The 18,032-nt window shown below is 68.5% G+C and carries 15 protein-coding genes; 7 read left to right on the top strand and 8 right to left on the bottom strand.

The genetic code is table 11. From position 1 onward, the window contains the following. Positions 1 to 48: 48 nt before the first annotated feature. The 4 genes from ACZ5QD_RS00645 to ACZ5QD_RS00630 all read right to left on the bottom strand — a co-directional run bounded on the left by ACZ5QD_RS00645 (position 49) and on the right by ACZ5QD_RS00630 (position 3,997). Positions 49 to 969: a 4-(cytidine 5'-diphospho)-2-C-methyl-D-erythritol kinase gene (locus tag ACZ5QD_RS00645; protein WP_006897678.1), complete on the bottom strand. Its 921-nt coding sequence runs from the start codon at positions 967 to 969 to the stop codon at positions 49 to 51. Further along, positions 969 to 1,865, bottom strand: a complete 897-nt coding sequence (rsmA, locus tag ACZ5QD_RS00640; RefSeq protein ID WP_006897677.1) for a 16S rRNA (adenine(1518)-N(6)/adenine(1519)-N(6))-dimethyltransferase RsmA — start codon at positions 1,863 to 1,865, stop codon at positions 969 to 971. Before rsmA ends, ACZ5QD_RS00645 begins: the two co-directional genes overlap by 1 nt. Positions 1,866 to 1,929: 64 nt before the next feature. After that, on the bottom strand, positions 1,930 to 3,042 hold the full coding sequence (locus ACZ5QD_RS00635; RefSeq protein WP_062368012.1) for a resuscitation-promoting factor: 1,113 nt from the start codon (positions 3,040 to 3,042) through the stop codon (positions 1,930 to 1,932). A 76-nt stretch (positions 3,043 to 3,118) separates the two neighbouring features. Next, positions 3,119 to 3,997 carry a TatD family hydrolase gene (locus tag ACZ5QD_RS00630; RefSeq protein WP_464367019.1) on the bottom strand — a complete coding sequence of 293 codons (879 nt, stop codon included), beginning with the start codon at positions 3,995 to 3,997 and terminating at the stop codon, positions 3,119 to 3,121. A gap of 272 nt (positions 3,998 to 4,269) precedes the next feature. Here ACZ5QD_RS00630 and ACZ5QD_RS00625 point away from each other — a divergent pair, with 272 nt between their 5' ends. The 5 genes from ACZ5QD_RS00625 (at position 4,270) to ACZ5QD_RS00605 (ending at position 11,838) form a co-directional block, all read left to right on the top strand. Then, entirely contained in the window at positions 4,270 to 5,802 is a 1,533-nt protein-coding gene (locus tag ACZ5QD_RS00625; protein WP_464367018.1) for an HNH endonuclease signature motif containing protein, read from the top strand. A gap of 2 nt (positions 5,803 to 5,804) precedes the next feature. Beyond that, positions 5,805 to 6,536, top strand: a complete 732-nt coding sequence (locus ACZ5QD_RS00620) for a beta-phosphoglucomutase family hydrolase (RefSeq protein WP_464367017.1) — start codon at positions 5,805 to 5,807, stop codon at positions 6,534 to 6,536. A 127-nt stretch (positions 6,537 to 6,663) separates the two neighbouring features. Further along, positions 6,664 to 9,033 carry a glycoside hydrolase family 65 protein gene (locus tag ACZ5QD_RS00615; RefSeq protein WP_045537778.1) on the top strand — a complete coding sequence of 790 codons (2,370 nt, stop codon included), beginning with the start codon at positions 6,664 to 6,666 and terminating at the stop codon, positions 9,031 to 9,033. A gap of 31 nt (positions 9,034 to 9,064) precedes the next feature. Then, positions 9,065 to 10,636: a methionine--tRNA ligase gene (gene metG, locus ACZ5QD_RS00610; RefSeq protein WP_464367016.1), complete on the top strand. Its 1,572-nt coding sequence runs from the start codon at positions 9,065 to 9,067 to the stop codon at positions 10,634 to 10,636. Further along, on the top strand, positions 10,633 to 11,838 hold the full coding sequence (locus ACZ5QD_RS00605; RefSeq protein ID WP_464367015.1) for an aminodeoxychorismate synthase component I: 1,206 nt from the start codon (positions 10,633 to 10,635) through the stop codon (positions 11,836 to 11,838). The genes metG and ACZ5QD_RS00605 overlap by 4 nt, the downstream gene beginning before the upstream one ends. Here ACZ5QD_RS00605 and ACZ5QD_RS00600 read toward each other — a convergent pair. Together ACZ5QD_RS00600 and rsmI are read right to left on the bottom strand one after the other, a co-directional pair. Then, positions 11,807 to 12,883, bottom strand: coding sequence for a tellurite resistance/C4-dicarboxylate transporter family protein (locus ACZ5QD_RS00600; protein WP_464367014.1), 1,077 nt, complete (start codon positions 12,881 to 12,883; stop codon positions 11,807 to 11,809). The two genes, ACZ5QD_RS00605 and ACZ5QD_RS00600, sit on opposite strands and share 32 nt — an antisense overlap. A 2-nt stretch (positions 12,884 to 12,885) precedes the next feature. Next, entirely contained in the window at positions 12,886 to 13,758 is an 873-nt protein-coding gene (rsmI, locus tag ACZ5QD_RS00595) for a 16S rRNA (cytidine(1402)-2'-O)-methyltransferase (protein WP_006894772.1), read from the bottom strand. Positions 13,759 to 13,793: 35 nt separating this feature from the next. Here rsmI and ACZ5QD_RS00590 point away from each other — a divergent pair, with 35 nt between their 5' ends. Beyond that, positions 13,794 to 15,368, top strand: a complete 1,575-nt coding sequence (locus ACZ5QD_RS00590) for a dolichyl-phosphate-mannose--protein mannosyltransferase (RefSeq protein WP_375002557.1) — start codon at positions 13,794 to 13,796, stop codon at positions 15,366 to 15,368. Here ACZ5QD_RS00590 and ACZ5QD_RS00585 read toward each other — a convergent pair. Then, positions 15,322 to 16,536, bottom strand: a complete 1,215-nt coding sequence (locus ACZ5QD_RS00585) for an MFS transporter (protein WP_006894770.1) — start codon at positions 16,534 to 16,536, stop codon at positions 15,322 to 15,324. The two genes, ACZ5QD_RS00590 and ACZ5QD_RS00585, sit on opposite strands and share 47 nt — an antisense overlap. A 140-nt stretch (positions 16,537 to 16,676) precedes the next feature. Continuing rightward, positions 16,677 to 17,543, bottom strand: coding sequence for a universal stress protein (locus ACZ5QD_RS00580; protein WP_346074663.1), 867 nt, complete (start codon positions 17,541 to 17,543; stop codon positions 16,677 to 16,679). Between the two features lie 176 nt (positions 17,544 to 17,719). On the opposite strand from ACZ5QD_RS00580, the gene ACZ5QD_RS00575 reads away from it, so the two are divergent. Beyond that, a complete protein-coding gene (locus ACZ5QD_RS00575; RefSeq protein ID WP_006894767.1) occupies positions 17,720 to 18,019 on the top strand; it encodes a hypothetical protein in 300 nt (99 codons plus the stop codon). Positions 18,020 to 18,032: the final 13 nt, after the last annotated feature.

The raw sequence follows: 18,032 nt of genomic DNA, 5'->3' as shown, positions 1-18,032 counted from the left end.
AGTCGTCCAGCGAGGTCAGTCGTCCAGCGAGGTCAGTGGTCGGCGAGGTCAGTTGACCGCGATGAGGCGGGCGCCCGCCACCGGCCCGGACGCGGTCCGCACGGCCTTGGCCACACCGGACCCGGACAGTTCGGCGGCCACCCGGACGGCGGCGTCTTCGTCGGCGCACAGGAACGCGCAGGTGGGCCCGGACCCGGAGACGATCCCGGCGAGCGCTCCGGCCTCGCGGCCCGCCCGCAGGGTGCGCCGCAGCATCGGCTGCAGCGACAGCGCGGCCGGCTGCAGATCATTGTGGAGCAAAGGGGCCACGGCGCGCACATCGCCCGATGCGAGCGCCTGCATCAGCTCGTCCGGACGGGCGACGCCCGCGGCGGCGGGCTGGTCATCGCCGTCGCGGGCCCGGAGCCGGTCGATCTCCCGGTACACGTCCGGAGTGGACAGCCCGCTGCCCGACACCGCGAGCACCCAGTGCAACGCGCCGCGGTGCAGCACCGGCAGCAGTTGCTCTCCCCGGCCGGTGCCGAGCGCTGCGCCGCCGACCACGGAGAACGGGACGTCCGAGCCCAGTTCCGCGGCGATGGCGAGGAGTTCGTCGCGGGCGATGTCGAGCCGCCAGAGCCGGGCCGCAGCGACGAGCGCCCCGGCGGCGTCGGCCGAGCCGCCGGCCATGCCCCCGGCCACCGGAATCGTCTTGTCGATGGTGATCGCCACGTGCGGGTCCATCCCGGCATGCCGCGCCAACGCGACCACGGCCCGCGCGGCGAGGTTCGTCGCATCCGACGGCACCTGTCGGCGGTTCTCGCCGCGGACGGTCACCGACAGCGCGTCGTCGCCGCGCACGGTGACCTCGTCGTAGAGCGACAGCGCACAGTACAGCGTCGACAGTTCGTGGTATCCGTCGTCGCGGAGCGGCCCGACGCCCAGGTGCAGATTGATCTTCGCCGGGACCCGGGCGGTCGCGCCACCCATCATCGGGCGGCTCCGGTCTCGATCCCGGCTGCGTGGCCGGCGCGCGCGAGCCGGACGAAGTCATCGACGTCGCACCGTTCCCCGCGGAGCCCGGGGTCGATTCCCGCCGCTCGGAGGAGTTCTTCGGCCCGCGGGGCGCTGCCCGCCCACGACGAGAGCGCCGACCGCAGGGTTTTGCGGCGCTGAGCGAATGCGGCGTCGATCGCGGCGAATGTCTGCGCCCGCAGCTCCGGGTCGGTCCCGTAGACGTCGCGGCGGTCGATGCGGACCAGGCCCGACTCGATCTTGGGTTCGGGCCAGAAGACGTGTTTGCCGACGGAACCGGCTCGGGCCACGTCGCCGAAGAAGCGGGCCTTCACGCTCGGCACCCCGTAGATCCGGCCGCCCGGAGCGGCGGCGAGACGGTCGGCAACTTCGGCCTGCACCATCACGAGCGCGGTGCGGATGGTCGGGAACTGCGCCATGAGGTGCAACAGCACCGGAACCGCGACGTTGTACGGCAGGTTCGCGACCAGCGCGGTCGGCGCGTACGGGAGGTCGGCGGGGGTGACGGTGAGGGCGTCCGCGGTGACGACGTCGAAGTTCGCCGCCTGTGCGGGCGCGAACTCGGCGATCGTCCGTGGCAGTCGCGCGGCGAGCGTGCGGTCGATCTCCACCGCCACCACGCGGCCGGCCTCGGCGAGCAGCGCGAGGGTCAGCGATCCGAGTCCCGGTCCCACTTCCAGAACCACGTCGTCGGCACCGACGCCGGACACCGACACGATCCTGCGAACGGTGTTGGCGTCGTGGACGAAGTTCTGCCCCAGCGTCTTGGTCGGGCGCACATCGAGCTCTGCGGCGAGTGCGCGGATCTCGGCGGGACCGAGCAGACGAGGCGAATCAGGGACGATGTTCACCTGAACATTGTGACTGATGATCGTCGGGAGGTGCCGCAGCGGACGGCTGCACCGCGGGCGAGGATCAGCGGAGGCCGATCTGCGACGAGCAGGACGGCCACGCGCCCCAGCCCTGAGCGGCCTGCGTCTTCTCCGCGATGGCGATCTGCTCCTCGCGAGTGGCGAGATCCGGACGCGGCGCGTACTCCTGGCCGCCCCAGCGATCCCAGGTGTTCTGGTCGAACTGGATGCCGCCGTAGAACCCGTTGCCGGAGTTGATGGCCCAGTTGCCGGTCGATTCGCACTGAGCGAGACGATCCCAGACGCCGTACGGAACCGCCGGTGCACCCGGCTTGGTTCCGACGCGGACCGTGGCAGCCTTGGGCTCCACGAGAACCTTCTCGCTGATCTTGGTCTTCTTGACGACCTTGCCGTTGACGGTGGTGATCGAGTACTTCACATCGGCCTTGCCGGGAGTACCCGGGTCCTCGACCTTCTTGGTTCCCCGGGTCAGCCTGTCGTCGTCCTTGGTGTTCTCCGGCGGCTTGACGTCCTCGGTGAGGGTCTTCTCCTCGGTCTTGATCCGGGTGACGCGGATGTCCATGTCCTTGCTGACCGGAGTCTGCGCCGCGGGCACCACCTTGTCGGTGGGCGAGAGCGGCTTGCCCGCACGGGCGAGCAGGTCGCCGACCGTCTTGGCCGCAATGCTCGGCGTCGACTTCTGGCCGCCGTCGTCGAGCTTGACCCGCTTGGGCAGGGTGACGTCGAGATCGGCACCGTCCACCGGAAGCACGTCGTTCAGCGGTGCGGTCACCGCGCTGGTCGCCATGCCGCGTTCAGCGAGAACCTGACCGACGGTGGACGCGTTGGTGGTGATGTTCAACGGCCTGCCGTCGACCACCAGCTGCACTTTCTTGAGGCGGTCGACCGTGATGGTCTGGTTGTCACGCGGCGCACTCGAGAGCGGCACGTTCACCTTGTCGCCGTCGGCAGGGTCGATGCCGTTGTCGCGCAGCACGCTCCCGACCGAGAAGGCCATCGTGCTCACATGCATGGTCTGTCCGTCGACCGCCAGCGTCACCTCCTTGTGCATGACAGCTCCGGTGACGGCTCCGGCCGTGACGGTGGTCAGCACGGCTCCGAGGGCTACTCGGGCGCGCATGGAGGTGGACGTGTTGATTCTCTTCAAGACAGACATACAGTTCCCTGCCGGGTTGGGTATAGCTATCCGCGTCGGCAGCACGGATCACGGTACGGTAACGAATCGGGGTGGGTTACCGCAACGGAAACTTGTATATCCGGCGCGCATTTGCTCCAAGCGTGTGGGCCAACTCGTGATCGTCGACGCCGCGCAGTGCGGCCAGCGCGCGAGCGGTGTAGGGCACGCAATAGGACTGATTGGGCTGGCCACGATAGGGATGCGGGGTCAGGAACGGTGCGTCGGTCTCCACCAGCAACTGCTCGTCGGGAGTCAGAAGTGCGGCCTCACGCAACTCGCCGGAGTTGTTGAACGTCACAGTGCCGGAGAAGCTCAACACATACCCGAGGTCGACACATTCGCGGGCGATCGCACGGTCGCCGGAGAAGCAGTGCATCACCACCGTCTCCGGCGCCCCCTCGGCCGCGAGGACGTCCAGCAGGTCGCGATCGGCGTCGCGATTGTGGATCATCAGCGCTTTGCCGGATCGTTTGGCCAGATCGATGTGCCAGGCGAAGGCGTCGCGTTGGGTGGTCGGGTCCGCGCAGTCGTCCGAACGGGTCGTCCAGTAGTAGTCCAGACCGGTCTCACCGACGGCCACCACGCGGGGGCCGTCGACCATCTGTTCCAGCTCGGCTCGGGCCTCGTCATCCAGATCGGCGGCATGAGTGGGATGCAGTCCGACGGCCGCGAACGCTCGTCGGTCCCAATGCGCGGCGGCGACAGCCCAGCGGGCGTCGACCATGTCGTCGGCGACGGTGACCACCTGCTCCACGCCGACCGACTCGGCGTGGTCGAGGATGGCTCGGACGTCGGCCTCCGTCCGCCCGCCACAGGCCGCCAGGTGCGTGTGTGCGTCGACCAGCCCGGGCAGCGCTTCCGGGTCCGGTGGCGGCAGGCGTCGCTTACGCTTCTTGATCTCCTTGGCGGTGAGTTCACCCGTCGAGTCGGTCACAGACCCACCTTGCCCGAGATCGTGTCCGTCGCGGAAATCCGGGTCCGCCTGGAAACTGGGGCACTTCGCAGTCGACGCTCTGCCCAGGCCGCCGTTCGAGGGTTCCCACCGAAACCATCGAGCCTGTCACCGATGCCCCACGGCGTAACAGAGTTGAGCCGGCGCACGTGCGTCTGTCTATGAAATCAGTTGTGTCATACCCGATTGGTAGTGTTCAGATATCCAAGAAAACATGGTGTGACCAGCTGAAACACTCGGGGGAGGTGGCAGCGATGACCGATCCGATCACCGATTCGATCGCGACTGTCGTTGCCACCGGTGCACTGCCGGACCAGCCCGCGGAGTTGTTGGCGTTGATCGATGCCGCGGCGGTGAAGCTCGCCGAGACCTCCCTGTCACCGGAGACCGAACCGGAACTGCTGGCCCACACACAGACCGCCGAACGCATCCGGCGACGCTGGGACGGCGTTTCGTCCAGATTGTTGGTGGAGGTCTCCGACCGCAATGCTCACCGCACCGCGGGCTATCTGAATCCGCATCAGTACCTGTCGCAGGGTTTGCGGCTGGGGACCCGTGAGGCGGGTCGACGGCTCCGGATGACCGAGACCATCGGCGAGTTCTCCAACTTCCAAGGGCAGACGCTGCCTCCCCGGAAGCCCGCCACCGCCGCCGCGGTCGCGGCCGGGACTGTCGGCGCCGAACACGCGTTGGTGATCTCGGCCGTTTTGGCGAAAGTGCCCGGCTGCATCTCGCCGGAAGTCAAGGCCCGTGCGGAGGCCGAACTCGCTCAGGCTGCGGCCGGGTTGAATCCGGATGATCTGGGCAAGGTCGGTGACCGCCTGCTCGCTCACCTGGACCCCGATGGTCAGGAAAGCGATCACGTCGACCGGCAACGCCAACGCGGAATCACCATCCTCCCGCAAGACCGACAACTCATGAGCAAAGTCCGCGGCGCGATGACTCCGGAGTTGCGGGCGAAGTTCGAGGTGATCTTGACCGCCTGGGCCGCACCCGGGATGAACAATCCCGCCGACTCGGGCTCGCCGACTGGAACGATTGACGCCGACGGCATCGACGCCGAGGCTTTGGCGGCGGCGCGGGGTCGGGATCTGCGCAGTGCCGCCCAACGCACACACGACGCGCTGCTGGCGTTGTGTGATTACGTTCTCGCCCACGGCGGACTCGGTGCACCGAACCGGATACCAGCGGAGTTGGTCATCACCGTCACCGACCAAGAACTCGCCGCCCACGCCGGAATCGCGTTGACCGCCACCGGCACCCGCATCCCGATCGGTGAACTCGTCCGGCTCGCCGCCGACGCGGTGCCGCACCTGGCGGTGTTCCGGAATCACACCAGCGAAGTCCTCTACCAGGGCCGCGCGGCACGGTTCGCCAGTAAAGCGCAGCGGTTGGCGTTGTTCGCCCGCGACCGTGGTTGCACCGCCCCCGGCTGCGACCGACCCTTCGCCCAAACCCAAGCCCATCACGCACCGGACTGGATCACCCCGGGAGGGCGCACCGACATCGATGCTCTCGGCGCCGCGCGCGGGCGCCACAACCGCGCCGTCGGCACCAAACGCGGCCAATGGGAGACCACCATCCTCACCGACGGACCCGATGCCGGACGCATGGCCTGGCGACCAGCCACCACCGACCAACCCTGGCGCCTCAACCCCATCCACCACGCCGGACAAGCGAAGAATCTGCATCCGCCGAATCCGCACCCGCCGGCCCGTGCGGATGCAGCCGCCGGGGACACGACACGTCTGACGGGTAGAGACCCCGATCGGCGGGTAGCGTCGTGACCGTGCTGGGACTCCCTGATGACATCACGGTTGCGCTCTTCGACCTCGACGGAGTGCTCACCGACACCGCATCGGTGCACCGCGTCGCGTGGACGGACGCGTTCAACACCTTCCTCACCCGACGAGCCGGCGGTGACATCGGAGGCCGGACCGACAGCCTCCGCCCGTTCACCGACCAGGACTACTTCGACTACGTCGACGGGAGGCCCCGAATGGACGGCGTGCGCACCTTCCTCGCGTCGCGGAGCATCACCGTCGACGACGACACCGCCGCATCGATCGCGCACGGAAAGAACGACGCCTTTCTCGCCGCGCTCGCCCGCGACGGCGTCACCGCCTACCCCGGTTCCGTCCGCTACCTGCACGCCGCCCGCGAGGCAGGGCTTCACATCGCGGTGGTGACCAGTTCCCGCAACGGCGAGCAGGTCCTCGAAGCCGCGGGACTGACGCAGTTCGTGGAACAGCGCGTCGACGGCAACACCATCGTCGCCGAGCGACTCGCGGGCAAGCCCGCGCCCGACTCGTACCTGCGGGGTGCGGAACTGATGGGTGTCGCTCCCTCCGCCGCGGCGGTCTTCGAGGACGCGGTGTCCGGGGTCGCCGCGGGCGCTGCCGGTGACTTCGGCTACGTCGTGGGCATCGATCGCGTGGGCAGCGGCCAGTCGGATGCGATGAAAGCCGCCGGTGCCTCTATCGTCGTCACCGACCTCGACGATCTTCTCGCCGAGAACTGACCGCCCACCGCGCCACCGAACCGAGCAGCTACGAGCCCGAGAAGGACCGTCCGTGATCGAACCGACCACCAGCGAGCTGGCCCACACCACGCACGGCGACACGTCGAGCCACACGGACCCGGTCAACATCCCGCAGCACGGCGTGCACCCGGTGGAGGGATTCGACGTCAGCCCGTGGCAGTTGCGCTGGCGGGGACTGGACATCGACATGATCGGCCGCACCGAGACCCTGTTCGCGCTGTCGAACGGTCACATCGGACTGCGCGGCAGCTTCGAGGAAGGCGAACCCGTCGACAAACCGGGCACCTACTTGAGCGGGTTCTACGAGTTGCGCGACCTGCCCTACGCCGAGAGCGGCTACGGCTACCCCGAGTCCGGACAGACCGTCGTCAACGTGACGGACGCCAAGATCATCCGCCTGCTCGTCGAGGACGAGCCGATGGACCTGAGGTACGGGCGCACCGTCGAGCACGAACGTGTACTCGATTTCCGCACCGGCACCCTGCGGCGCAGCACCCTGTGGACCTCACCGACCGGGCGCACCGTCCGCATCCGATCCGAACGACTGGTCTCGTTCACCAAGCGCACCATCGCCGCGATCCGCTACGAGGTGGAGCCGATCGGTGAAGACATGAAACTGGTCCTCCAGTCCGATCTGCTCGCCAACGAGCCGATGGGCGGGGCGGCCTCCGCCAAAGAGGATCCGCGGTTGGCGGCGGCGCTGGAGCGCCCACTGGTCGCCGATCTCGCGGACTGCGAAGACTTCTCCGCGGTTCTCGTCCACCACACCGCACGCTCGGGACTCGCCGTGGCGGCGGGCATGGACCACGAACTGGAACTGCCCGCATCCGCGGACACCTCGATCCGCGCAGACGGCGACCTCGCACGCCTCACCGTCGCGGCCGCCGTCCCCCAGGGCACCAAGCTGGTGCTCACCAAGTACATGGGCTACGGCTGGTCGGCCCGACGGTCGGTGCCCGCGCTGCGCGCCCAGGTGGACGCCGCGCTGGCAATGGCCAAGGAGACCGGTTGGGAGGCCCTCAAACAGGAGCAGTCCGACTACCTCGACGAGTTCTGGCTCGACGCCGACATCGAACTCGACGGCGATCCCGAACTGCAGCAGGCCGTGCGCTTCTCCCTGTTCCATGTGCTGCAGGCCGGTGCACGCGGGCAATCGCGCGCCATCCCGGCCAAGGGGCTCACCGGCCCCGGCTACGACGGCCACACGTTCTGGGACACCGAGAGCTTCGTGCTGCCGATGCTGACCTACACCGTTCCCGCCGCCGCGGGCGAAGAACTCCGCTGGCGGCACGCCACGATGGACAAGGCCCGGTCGCGGGCCGCCGAACTCGCACAGCACGGCGCCATGTTCCCGTGGCGGTCGATCAACGGTGACGAGTGCTCCGGCTACTGGCCGGCCGGCACCGCGGGAGTCCACGTGTCCGCCGACATCGCCAACGCCACCGCCCGCTACATCCGCGCCACCGGCGACGAGGCGTTCGAGGTCGAGTGCGGCGTCGAGCTACTGGTGGAGATCGCCAGGTTCTTCGCCGGATTCGGCCACCACGATTCGGCGGGCAAGTTCCGCATCGACGGAATCACCGGCCCCGACGAGTACACGGCGATCGTCAACAACAACGTCTTCACCAATCTCGCCGCACAGCAGGCACTGCGCGACGCGGTCGCCGCGTGCTCGCGCCAGCCCGTCGTGGCACGACAGCTCGGCGTGACGCACGACGAGACCGCCTTCTGGACGCAGTGCGCCGACGATATGACCGTGCCCTACGACGACGCACTCGGCGTCCACCAGCAGTGCGAGTCGTTCACCAAACTCGACCGGTGGGACTTCGAGCGGTCGAAGGGCAGGTACCCGCTGCTGCTCAACTACCCGTACTTCGACCTGTACCGCAAGCAGGTGGTGAAGCAGGCCGACCTCGTCTTCGCCATGTACCTGTTCGGCGACCGCTTCACCCCTGAGCAGAAACTGGCGAACTTCGACTACTACTACCCGATCACCGTGCGCGACTCGTCGCTCTCGGCCTGCTGCGAGGCGGTCACCGCGGCCGAGGTCGGATACCTCGACCTCGCCTACGACCTGATGAGCGAATCGGTATTCACCGATCTGCACGACCTGCACAACAACGTCTCGTCGGGACTGCACATCGCGGCCCTGGCCGGCGCCTGGACCGACTGCGTCGCCGGATTCGGCGGGATGCGCGACTTCGACGGTCAGGTCACCTTCGCCCCGCGCCTTCCCTCGAAGCTCAGCTACATGTCGTTCCGCATGATGATCCGCGAATCGCGCATCGTCGTCGCCGTCGACTCCGACACCGCGACCTACCGACTGCTGTCGGGTCCGACGGTCGAACTCGCCCATCACGGTGAGCGATTCGTCCTCGGCGACGATCCGGTCACCCTCGGCATTCCACGGCTCGGGCCGCGCACCGCCCCCGAGGCCCCGCCCGGATGCGAGCCGTACCAGCGCTCAGCGCGGTAGACGAATCGCGAGCACGTACAATCGGGCTACTATGCCGAGCGAGTCCTTTGGCGCGTCGTCGCCCTTCTACATCACCACCGCCATCGCGTACCCGAACGGCGCCCCGCACATCGGGCACGCCTATGAGTTCATCTCCGCGGACGTCCTCGCGCGGTTCAAGGCGCTGGACGGCTTCGACGTCCGGTTCCAGTCCGGCACCGACGAGCACGGACAGAAGATGCAGCAGACCGCGGAGAAGGAGGGCATCTCCACCGCGGAACTGGCGAAGACCAACTCCGATCGCTTCGAGGCGCTGCACGCCGCGCTCGGCACCGATCTGAGCCGGTTCATCCGCACCACCGACTCCGACCACCACCGGGCGTCGGAAGAGATCTGGAAGCGGATGGAGGCGGCGGGCGACATCTACCTCGACTCCTACGCCGGCTGGTACGACGTCCGCGACGAGGCCTTCTTCACCGAGGACGAGACGACCCTCGACGAGGACGGCAACCGCGTTGCGACCGAGAACGGTCACGTCCTCACCTGGACCGAGGAGCAGACCTACTTCTTCCGCCTCTCCAACTATCAGGACCGTCTCCTCGCGTTGTACGACGAGCATCCCGAGTTCATCGGACCGGACGTGCGGCGCAACGAGGTCCGCAGCTTCGTCGCGGGCGGCCTCAACGACCTCTCCATCTCGCGCACCACCTTCGACTGGGGCGTGAAGGTCCCGGGCGCGCCCGAGCACGTGATGTACGTGTGGGTGGACGCCCTCACCAACTACCTCACCGGAGTCGGCTTCCCGGACGACCAGCAGACGCTGGAACGTTACTGGCCCGCCGACCTGCACATCATCGGCAAGGACATCATCCGATTCCACTGCGTCTACTGGCCGGCCTTCCTGATGAGCGCCGGCATCGACGTCCCGAAACGGGTCTTCGCGCACGGCTTCCTGTTCAACCGCGGCCAGAAGATGAGCAAGTCGGTGGGCAACGTCGTCGACCCGCACGAACTGGTCGAGAAGTTCGGGCTCGACACGGTGCGCTACTTCTTCCTCCGCGAAGTGTCGTACGGGCAGGACGGCTCCTACTCGGCGGAGGCGATCGTCTCGCGCAACAACTCCGATCTCGCCAACGAGTACGGCAACCTCGCCCAGCGCACCCTCAGCATGATCGGCAAGTACTTCGGGTCGCAGGTGCCGCAGCCGGGTCCGTTCACGGCCGAGGACCGCGCCCTGCTCGACGCCGCCGACGCTCTGCTGCCGCGCGTCCGTGACCAGTTCGACAAGCAGGCCATTCACCTCGGGCTCGAAGCACTGTGGTCGGTGCTGGCCGACGCCAACCGGTACGTCTCCGCGCAGGAGCCGTGGAAGCTCGCCAAGACCGACCTCGACCGCACCGCCACCGTGCTCTATGTATGCGCCGAAGTGGTGCGCATCGTGACACTGCTGGTGCAGCCGGTGATGCCGCAGTCGGCCTCCACCCTGCTCGATCTGCTCGCCGTCGGTTCGGATGACGCCGATCGCCGGTTCACCGCCGTCACCGACCGGCTGACGCCGGGTACCGCCCTGCCGAAGCCCGCCCCGGTGTTTCCGCGCCAGGAAAGTCCCGCCGCGGACGCATGACTCGTGATCCGGCGCCGGCGCGGGGACCCTCCGCGCTCGACGTCCTCCGCTCATTCCACGCGGCCGCCGCCGATCGCGGACTGCCCGGCCCGGCCGGGCTGATCGGTGACTGGGCCGATGCCGACGCGGTGATCGCACCGTCGATCGAACTCGTCCCCGGGCTCGCGCCACCCGACCGGCCCGACGGGTACTGGTTCGGCGCACTCGGATTCCCCGTCCGGGCTGAGGAGTCCCCGCTGCCCTCGGTGGTCGGGGGCGTCACCGACGGAGTGCTGACGTTGTCGCACGGCGAATGGTCGTGGAACACCGCCACCGGTGCCCCGCTGCCGGACTGGGCCCGGGCGGCGCTGGAGGCGGCGGCTCCACCCGAGTCGAGGCGGTGGTCGGCCGAATGGGTCTCCCCCGACCGGGACCGACATCTGTGCGCCGTCCAGAAGTGCCTCGACGCCATCGCCGACGGCGAGGTCTACCAGGCATGCGTCTGCACGCAGTTCCACGGGCAACTCGACGGCCGGCCCATCGATTTCTTCGCCGACATCGCCGCCGCCACGGCGCCGGCGAAGGCGGCCTGGTTGTCCGGGGGTTGGGGATCCGTCGCGAGCTTCAGCCCCGAGTCGTTCCTGGACCGGCGTGGCGACCGAGTGACGTCGTCGCCCATCAAAGGCACGGCTCCGGCCGCCGACGACCCAGCGGTACTCGCCGCGTCCACCAAGGACGTGGCCGAGAACGTGATGATCGTCGACCTCGTCCGCAACGATCTCGGGCGCGTCGCGCGCACCGGATCGGTGACCGTGCCCGATCTGCTGACGGTGGTCGGCGCCCCGGGCGTGTGGCATCTGGTGTCGACGGTGGCCGCGACCCTGCGTGCGGAGGTCGGCAACCGCTCCCTGCTCGATGCCGCCTTCCCACCCGCATCGGTCACCGGAACCCCGAAGATCCGCGCGGCCGAGTTGCTCGCGGACTGGGAGGATCACGCGCGCGGGATCTACTGCGGCGCGGTGGGCATCGCGGGCCCGGGCGGCCTGCTCGATCTCAACGTGGCGATCCGCACGGTGGCCGTCGGCCCCGACGGCGGCCTCACGCTCGGCGTCGGCGGCGGGATCACCATCGACTCGTCACCGGCCGCGGAGTGGCAGGAATGCCTCGACAAGGCGGCCTCGATCGTCGGCTTCACCGCGCATCCGGGCCCGCGTTCTCGATAGACCGCAGCGGCAGCAGCCGGGGCGACCGACCGGCCAGCGAAGCCGCGAACCCCGCGAAGGTCACGAACCAGGCCGCCGTGGCGATCCAGATCTCGACGTGCCCGATGTGATCGATCAACGGGATACCGTTGACCGAGCCGATCTGGTGACTGCCGACTCCGTACATGCCGAGCGGGAACACGATGGCCCAGAACGAGGCGTCGTAGCGGAGTGGTATCCGGTGGCGGATATGCCGCCAGTACCCGGCGAACAGCAACGGCGGTACCAGCCAGGTACCGAACGCCCAGAAGAAGACCGACACCGATTCGACGGTTCCGCGCATCACGTCCAGCACCGGCACGTCCGCCATGCTCTCGATGTTCGCGCCCGCGACCACGGTGATCGCCGTCGCCCCCATCGCGATCCAGTACGCGCCGCTCAACTGGTCCGGTTTCGGATGGTGCATGAAGATCCGCGCGGCCACGAACAGAGCCACGGCCATGTAGAGGAACACCCCGACCGCCCAGCACAGCGCGGCCAGCAGCGCGATCTCGGCCTGACCGCTGGTGACGTGGGGCTGAACGGCGGCGGCGAGAACGGCCACCGACTGCGTCGCCACCACCCAGAGGAACCAGGTGCCGTCGGCGCGCTCGAGCTGCGACTGGCCGATGCGTGCGGTGAACGCCATCGGCGGCAGCGCATAACCCAGGACCAGCCACATCGAGGCGGCGAAGCCCAGCAGCACCAGGGCCGCGACGAGATGACCGTCGAGCATCAGCCGGGTCCCGAGCACGCTCGTCGCCGCGACGACGGTGAAGAAGCCGAAAGTGCGGTTCGGCACCCGGAGATCGAAGACCACCGCGTCGCGATGCCGGGCGAGCCGGGCCGCATTGAGCAGCAGCAGCACGCCGAAGGCGATCCCGGTGATCCACATGAGGATCACCGACAGCAACCGCCAGCCTTCGATCTCGGTTGCGATCGACACGATCCCGGTAGCCATCACCAGGGAGAAGTAGGCGGGATTCAGCTCGCGAACCACGTCGTCGAGACCGCGCAGCCGTGCCACGCTCACTCCCCTCGGCTCTCCAGCACGGCCTGGTACACGTCCCGCCGCGAGTAGGCGGTACCGGCGGCGGCCCGGGCGGACGCGTCCTTCAGCCGCAGCCCCGAGTCTGCGAGCCGGCGGGCCCGCTCCACCACCTCGTCGAGTCCCACCGTCTCGTCCGTCTCGGACGCTCCGGCGATCACGACGGTGATCTCGCCTTTGACGCCATCGGCCGCCCACTCGGCGAGCTCGTCGAGCCGGCCCCGCCGCACCTCCTCATAGGTCTTGGTGAGCTCCCGGCAGACCGCGGCGCGGCGGTCCGGACCCAGCACATCGGCGGCGTCGGCGAGAGTCTGCGCCAGCCGGTGCGGAGATTCGAAGAACACGACCGTGCGCGGCTGCGTGCGCAGTTCGGCCAGCCAGTCCCGGCGCGCGCCCTGTTTACGGGGAGCGAAGCCGTCGAAGCAGAACCGTTCGGACGGCATCGCCGACAGCGCCAGCGCGGTCGTCACCGCGGACGGACCCGGCAGACACGTGATCGGCAGCCCCGCGTCGGCACACGCGACCACCAGCCGGTAGCCGGGATCGCTCACCGACGGCATCCCCGCATCGGTCACCAGCAGCACCGTCGCTCCCCCGACGATCGCCTCCACCAGAGCCGGCGCTCTGGACGCTTCCACCTGGTCGTAGTAGCTGATCACCCGGCCGTTGATCTCGACGTCGAGCGCCGCCGCCAGCGCACGCGTCCGGCGAGTGTCCTCGGCGGCCACGATGTCGGCCGAACCGAGCGCCTCGCGGAGCCGGGGCGACGCGTCGCCGGGCTGTCCCATCGGAGTCCCGGCCAGCACCAGCCGTCCGGCCCCCGCTGCGCTCGACTGTCCGTCACTACTGGTCACCGACTCAGACTACTGATCCGGCTACCATCGCACAGGTGACCCCCGCCGCCATCCTCGACCGCGCGACCGCGGAAGACCGCGCGCTCACCGAAGACCTCGGCACGGCACCCGGTCCGCGCGTCCCGGAGCCGGTGTTCGGGCCCACCGACCGGCTCCGCGGCACCGTCGTCGGCGCGATCCTGGTCCTCATCGCGGTGGCCACCAGGTTCTGGGATCTGCAGCACCCGACCGACAAGGGCACACCGGTCTTCGACGAGAAGCACTACGTCCCTCAGGGATGGCAGGTCCTGACCGGCGGCAACTTCATCGAGGACAATCCCGCGTACGGCCTGGTGGTCCACCCGCCCGTGGGCAAGTGGATCCTCGCGGGCGGCGAATGGATGTTCGGCTACAACCCGATGGGCTGGCGTTTCATGTCGGCGGTCTCGGGTGTGATCATCGTGCTCGCGGTGTATCTGACGGTCCGGCGGATGGCGCGGTCGACGCTGATCGGTGCGATCGCCGGCGTCTTCGCGATCTGCGAGGGCGTGCTGTTCGTGCAGTCTCGCATGGGGATGCTCGACATCTTCCAGATCCTGTTCATCGTGCTCGCTTTCGCCGCCTTGATCGCCGACCGCGATCAGATGCGCCAGCGCATGCACCGGGTGTGGCTGCAGGGCCGGATGGACGACTCCCCCTTCGGTCCGCGCTTCGGCTTCCGCTGGTACCGGTTCACCGCCGGGGTGATGCTGGGACTGGCCTGCGGCGTCAAATGGTCGGGCGCCTATTTCGTCATCGTGTTCACGCTGCTCTCACTGGCCTTCGACGTCTCGGCACGCCGCGCCTACCGCGTCCGGCGTCCGTGGGTCGGTGTGCTGCGACGCGACCTGATCCCGTCGGCGGCGTCACTGGGCGTGCTCCCCTTCCTCATGTACGTGGCGAGTTTCGCACCGTGGTTCTCGTCCGAGACCTCGGTCTACCGTTACGTGGTCGGAGAGAAGATCGGCACCGGCGGCCCGTTCTCGTGGGTGCCTGCGGCCGTCCGGTCGTTCTGGTACTACGAGTCGGGCATCCTCGAGTTCCACGCCGGGCTGACCAACGCGGCGGGCAATCACCATCCGTGGGAGTCGAAACCCTGGACCTGGCCCATGGGTCTGCGTCCGATGCTCTACGCCATCTCCTACGGGCCTGATCAATGCGGTGGTTCGGACTGCGTGCGTGCGCAGATGCTGATCGGTACGCCGGCGATGTGGTGGCTGTCGCTGCCGATGATCGTGTGGGCGCTCTGGCGCATCGTGTCCCGCCGCGACTGGCGCTACGCGGCGGTCCTGGCCGCATACGGCGCGGGCATCCTGCCCTGGTTCGCCGACATCGACCGGCAGATGTACTTCTTCTACGCCACGGCGATGGCCCCGTTCCTGGTGATGGGGTTGGCACTGGTCTGCGGCGACCTCCTGCGCGCCGCACCCCGCGGCGCCACATCGGAGAGACGGCTGATCAGCGTCCTGGTGGTCTCGCTGTACATCGCGCTGGTGGTCGCGAACTTCGTGTGGCTCTGGCCGGTTCTGACCGGCGCGCCGATCTCTAACGTCGAATGGGGTCAGCAGATCTGGTTGCCGAGCTGGTCGTGAGCTGACGCGGTGTGACCAGCCACATCGCCAGGGCCAGCAGCACCACACAGCCCGTCACGATGAAGGCCGGGCCGAAACCGAAGACGTCGGCGACGAGACCGGTGAGGATCGGGCCCGACACCGCGCCGAGGTCGGAGGCCATGCCGTAGGCCGCGAGCGCGGATCCGCCACGCCGCTTGCCCGCCAGCATGTCGCCGAGCGCGGCCTGGTGCGTGGGTGCGAACAGGCCCGAGCCGACGCCGGCGACGGCGGTCAGCGCCAGCGCGATCCAGATGTCGGGCGAATAGCCCAGCAGCAGCGTCCCCGCAGCGGCCACGATCAGTCCGGGGATCATCACCGCTCGTCGCCCGTATCGATCCGACAACCGGCCCGACAGCAGGATCGCAATCATGTTGCCCGCGGCGTAGCACGCCAGAATGATGCCCGCCCAGGCCGTCCCGTAACCGAGCCCGTCTTGGACGAAGATCGGCACCAGTGCCACGCGGACCCCCATCGACGCCCAGCCCTGCGCGAAGTTCGAAGTCAGGATCGCGCGGTATTCGCGCTGTCGCAGCGACGCGAAGAACGCCGGCGCAGCGGGCAGGACCGCGTCGGCCGCGTCGGCGCGCTGCGGCTCGGGCGGAGGGGGCATGAACGTCGCCACCACAGCGGTCGCGACCAGCAACGCGATCGCGTACACCACGAACGGCAGACGGAGACCGAAGTCCACCAGCGCCGCACCGATCAGCGGTCCGGTGAGGTTGCCGACGAGAAAGCCCGCCGAGAAGTATCCGGAGGCCCGTCCCCGAACCTCCTGGGGCGAGAGCCGGATCAGCAATGCCATCGCCGAGACGGTGAACATCGTCGAACCGATGCCGCCCGCCGCCCGGAACACCAGCAGTTGCCAGTAACTCTGCGCGAACGCGCAGGCCGCGGTGCTCAGCGCGACGATCAGCAATCCGGTCAGGTAGATCTTGCGTTCCCCGAGGATCGTCACCAGACGGCCGCCTGCGGGCGCGAACAGCAGCCGCATCAGCGCGAACGCCGAGACCACGAACCCGGCCGCCGCCGACGACACGTCGAAGGTCTTGGCGAAGATCGGCAGCGCCGGGGCGATGAGACCGAAGCCGAGCGCGATCACGGCGTTCGCGATCAGCAGGATCCACAGTCCGCGAGGCAGGTTCTTCATTGTGGACTCAGATTATCGGGTGCGCGCGACCGGCCCGCTCATCCGGTCGGCGACGGTCGGCGGCCGCCGCGAACGTGCAGGAGCCGGGCGCTTCCGCGCCCGGCTCCTGTCGAAACCCTGTCTCCCTACCGACGCTGCCGTCAGCGGCGGACGATCATCACCGGCACCTGCGCGTGATGGAGCACCTTCTGACTGCGCGATCCCAGCAGCAGTCCGGTGAAGCCGCCGCGGCCACGGCTGCCCATGACGATCAGCGAAGCCTTGTCGCCCGCGGCGTCGAGGATCGCCTTCGCCGGCTCCTCCGGAACCACCACGCGCTCCACCTCCACATCCGGGTAGTCCTGGCCGTATCCGGCCATGCGCTCGGCGACGGCCTCGACCGCCTGCTGCGACATCTCGTCGATCTCCTGCTCGTCGAGACCGAAACCGTGCAGGGCGTCGGCATCGAGCGGAGTCCAGGTGTGCACGGCGACCAGCTTCTTCTTCCGCAGATCGGCCTGGCGGTACGCCTCGGCCACCGCCGGGTCGCTGATCTTGGAGTCGTCGACGCCCACCACGACCGGTCCGTCACCGCCGAGGGCCCCGCCGGGCACGATCACGACGCGGCCCTTCGAGTGCGCGGCGACGCTGGTGCTCACCGAACCGAGGAACAGACCCTTCACACTGCTCAGACCGCGCGTGCCGAGCACGGTGATCTGCGCCTGTCCGCCGAGTTCGAGGAGCACGCGAGCGGCGTCTCCCTCGACGATCGAGCCGTTCAGCTTCACGTCCGGAGCCACCTCGCGAGCGGTGGCGGCGGCCTCCTGCACGAACCCGGTTGCTTCGCTGCGGATCGCGTCGATCACGTCCTGCGGGATCACGAGGCCGGGGGCGTAGTCACTGGTGGTGGAGCTGTATGCGGCGACGATCTTCAGATCGAGGTCCTCGAGGGCAGCCGCGGCAGCTGCCCACCGAACCGCATTGGTCGATTCGGGCGATCCGTCTACGCCGACCAGAATCAAGCTCATTTGCGACTGCTCTCCTTCACACCGGCCCGGAGCCCTTGTGTCGGCTTCCGTACTAAGCCTCGGCTCCCATTGTTCACCAAGAGCCCGGCCGCCGCATCGGTACTAGGTCCGGGTGTGTCGATCCGTACAATAGAGGTCAAACGTCCCCAACCCGACGCAATCGAGGTGTCCTGACGATGTCGACCACCACCGCCCCGCGCGAGATCCGCGACGCGGCGACGCATGTCTGCGTCACCGTCGCACTCGGAGTCGTGGTGCTGATCGCGGCGATGTCGACCAGCGGCGGACTCAACGAGTTCTTCATCCTCGCCGCCCCGAGCGTCGTGATCCTCGGGACCCTGGCGGCGATGGTCCGGACCTACCTGAACTGGAAATCGGGCGGCCGGTGGCAGATCTGGCAGGGTGCGACGTGGTTCCTGCTGGCGCTCTCGCTTCTCTGGTTCACCGGCGCACTGCCCAGCGTCATCGTGGACTGACCGGCCCGCAGCC

Source organism: Gordonia sp. J1A, from assembly GCF_055393515.1.
This window is presented reverse-complemented; position numbering and strand designations above follow the sequence as displayed.

Coding starts and splice junctions, on each gene's coding strand:
- ACZ5QD_RS00625 (WP_464367018.1), top strand. CDS start 4,270: ATGACCGATCCGATCACCGATTCGATCGCGACTGTCGTTGCCACCGGT.
- ACZ5QD_RS00645 (WP_006897678.1), bottom strand. CDS start 969: ATGGGTGGCGCGACCGCCCGGGTCCCGGCGAAGATCAATCTGCACCTG.
- ACZ5QD_RS00635 (WP_062368012.1), bottom strand. CDS start 3,042: ATGTCTGTCTTGAAGAGAATCAACACGTCCACCTCCATGCGCGCCCGA.
- ACZ5QD_RS00575 (WP_006894767.1), top strand. CDS start 17,720: ATGTCGACCACCACCGCCCCGCGCGAGATCCGCGACGCGGCGACGCAT.
- ACZ5QD_RS00585 (WP_006894770.1), bottom strand. CDS start 16,536: ATGAAGAACCTGCCTCGCGGACTGTGGATCCTGCTGATCGCGAACGCC.
- metG (WP_464367016.1), top strand. CDS start 9,065: ATGCCGAGCGAGTCCTTTGGCGCGTCGTCGCCCTTCTACATCACCACC.
- ACZ5QD_RS00605 (WP_464367015.1), top strand. CDS start 10,633: ATGACTCGTGATCCGGCGCCGGCGCGGGGACCCTCCGCGCTCGACGTC.
- ACZ5QD_RS00580 (WP_346074663.1), bottom strand. CDS start 17,543: ATGAGCTTGATTCTGGTCGGCGTAGACGGATCGCCCGAATCGACCAAT.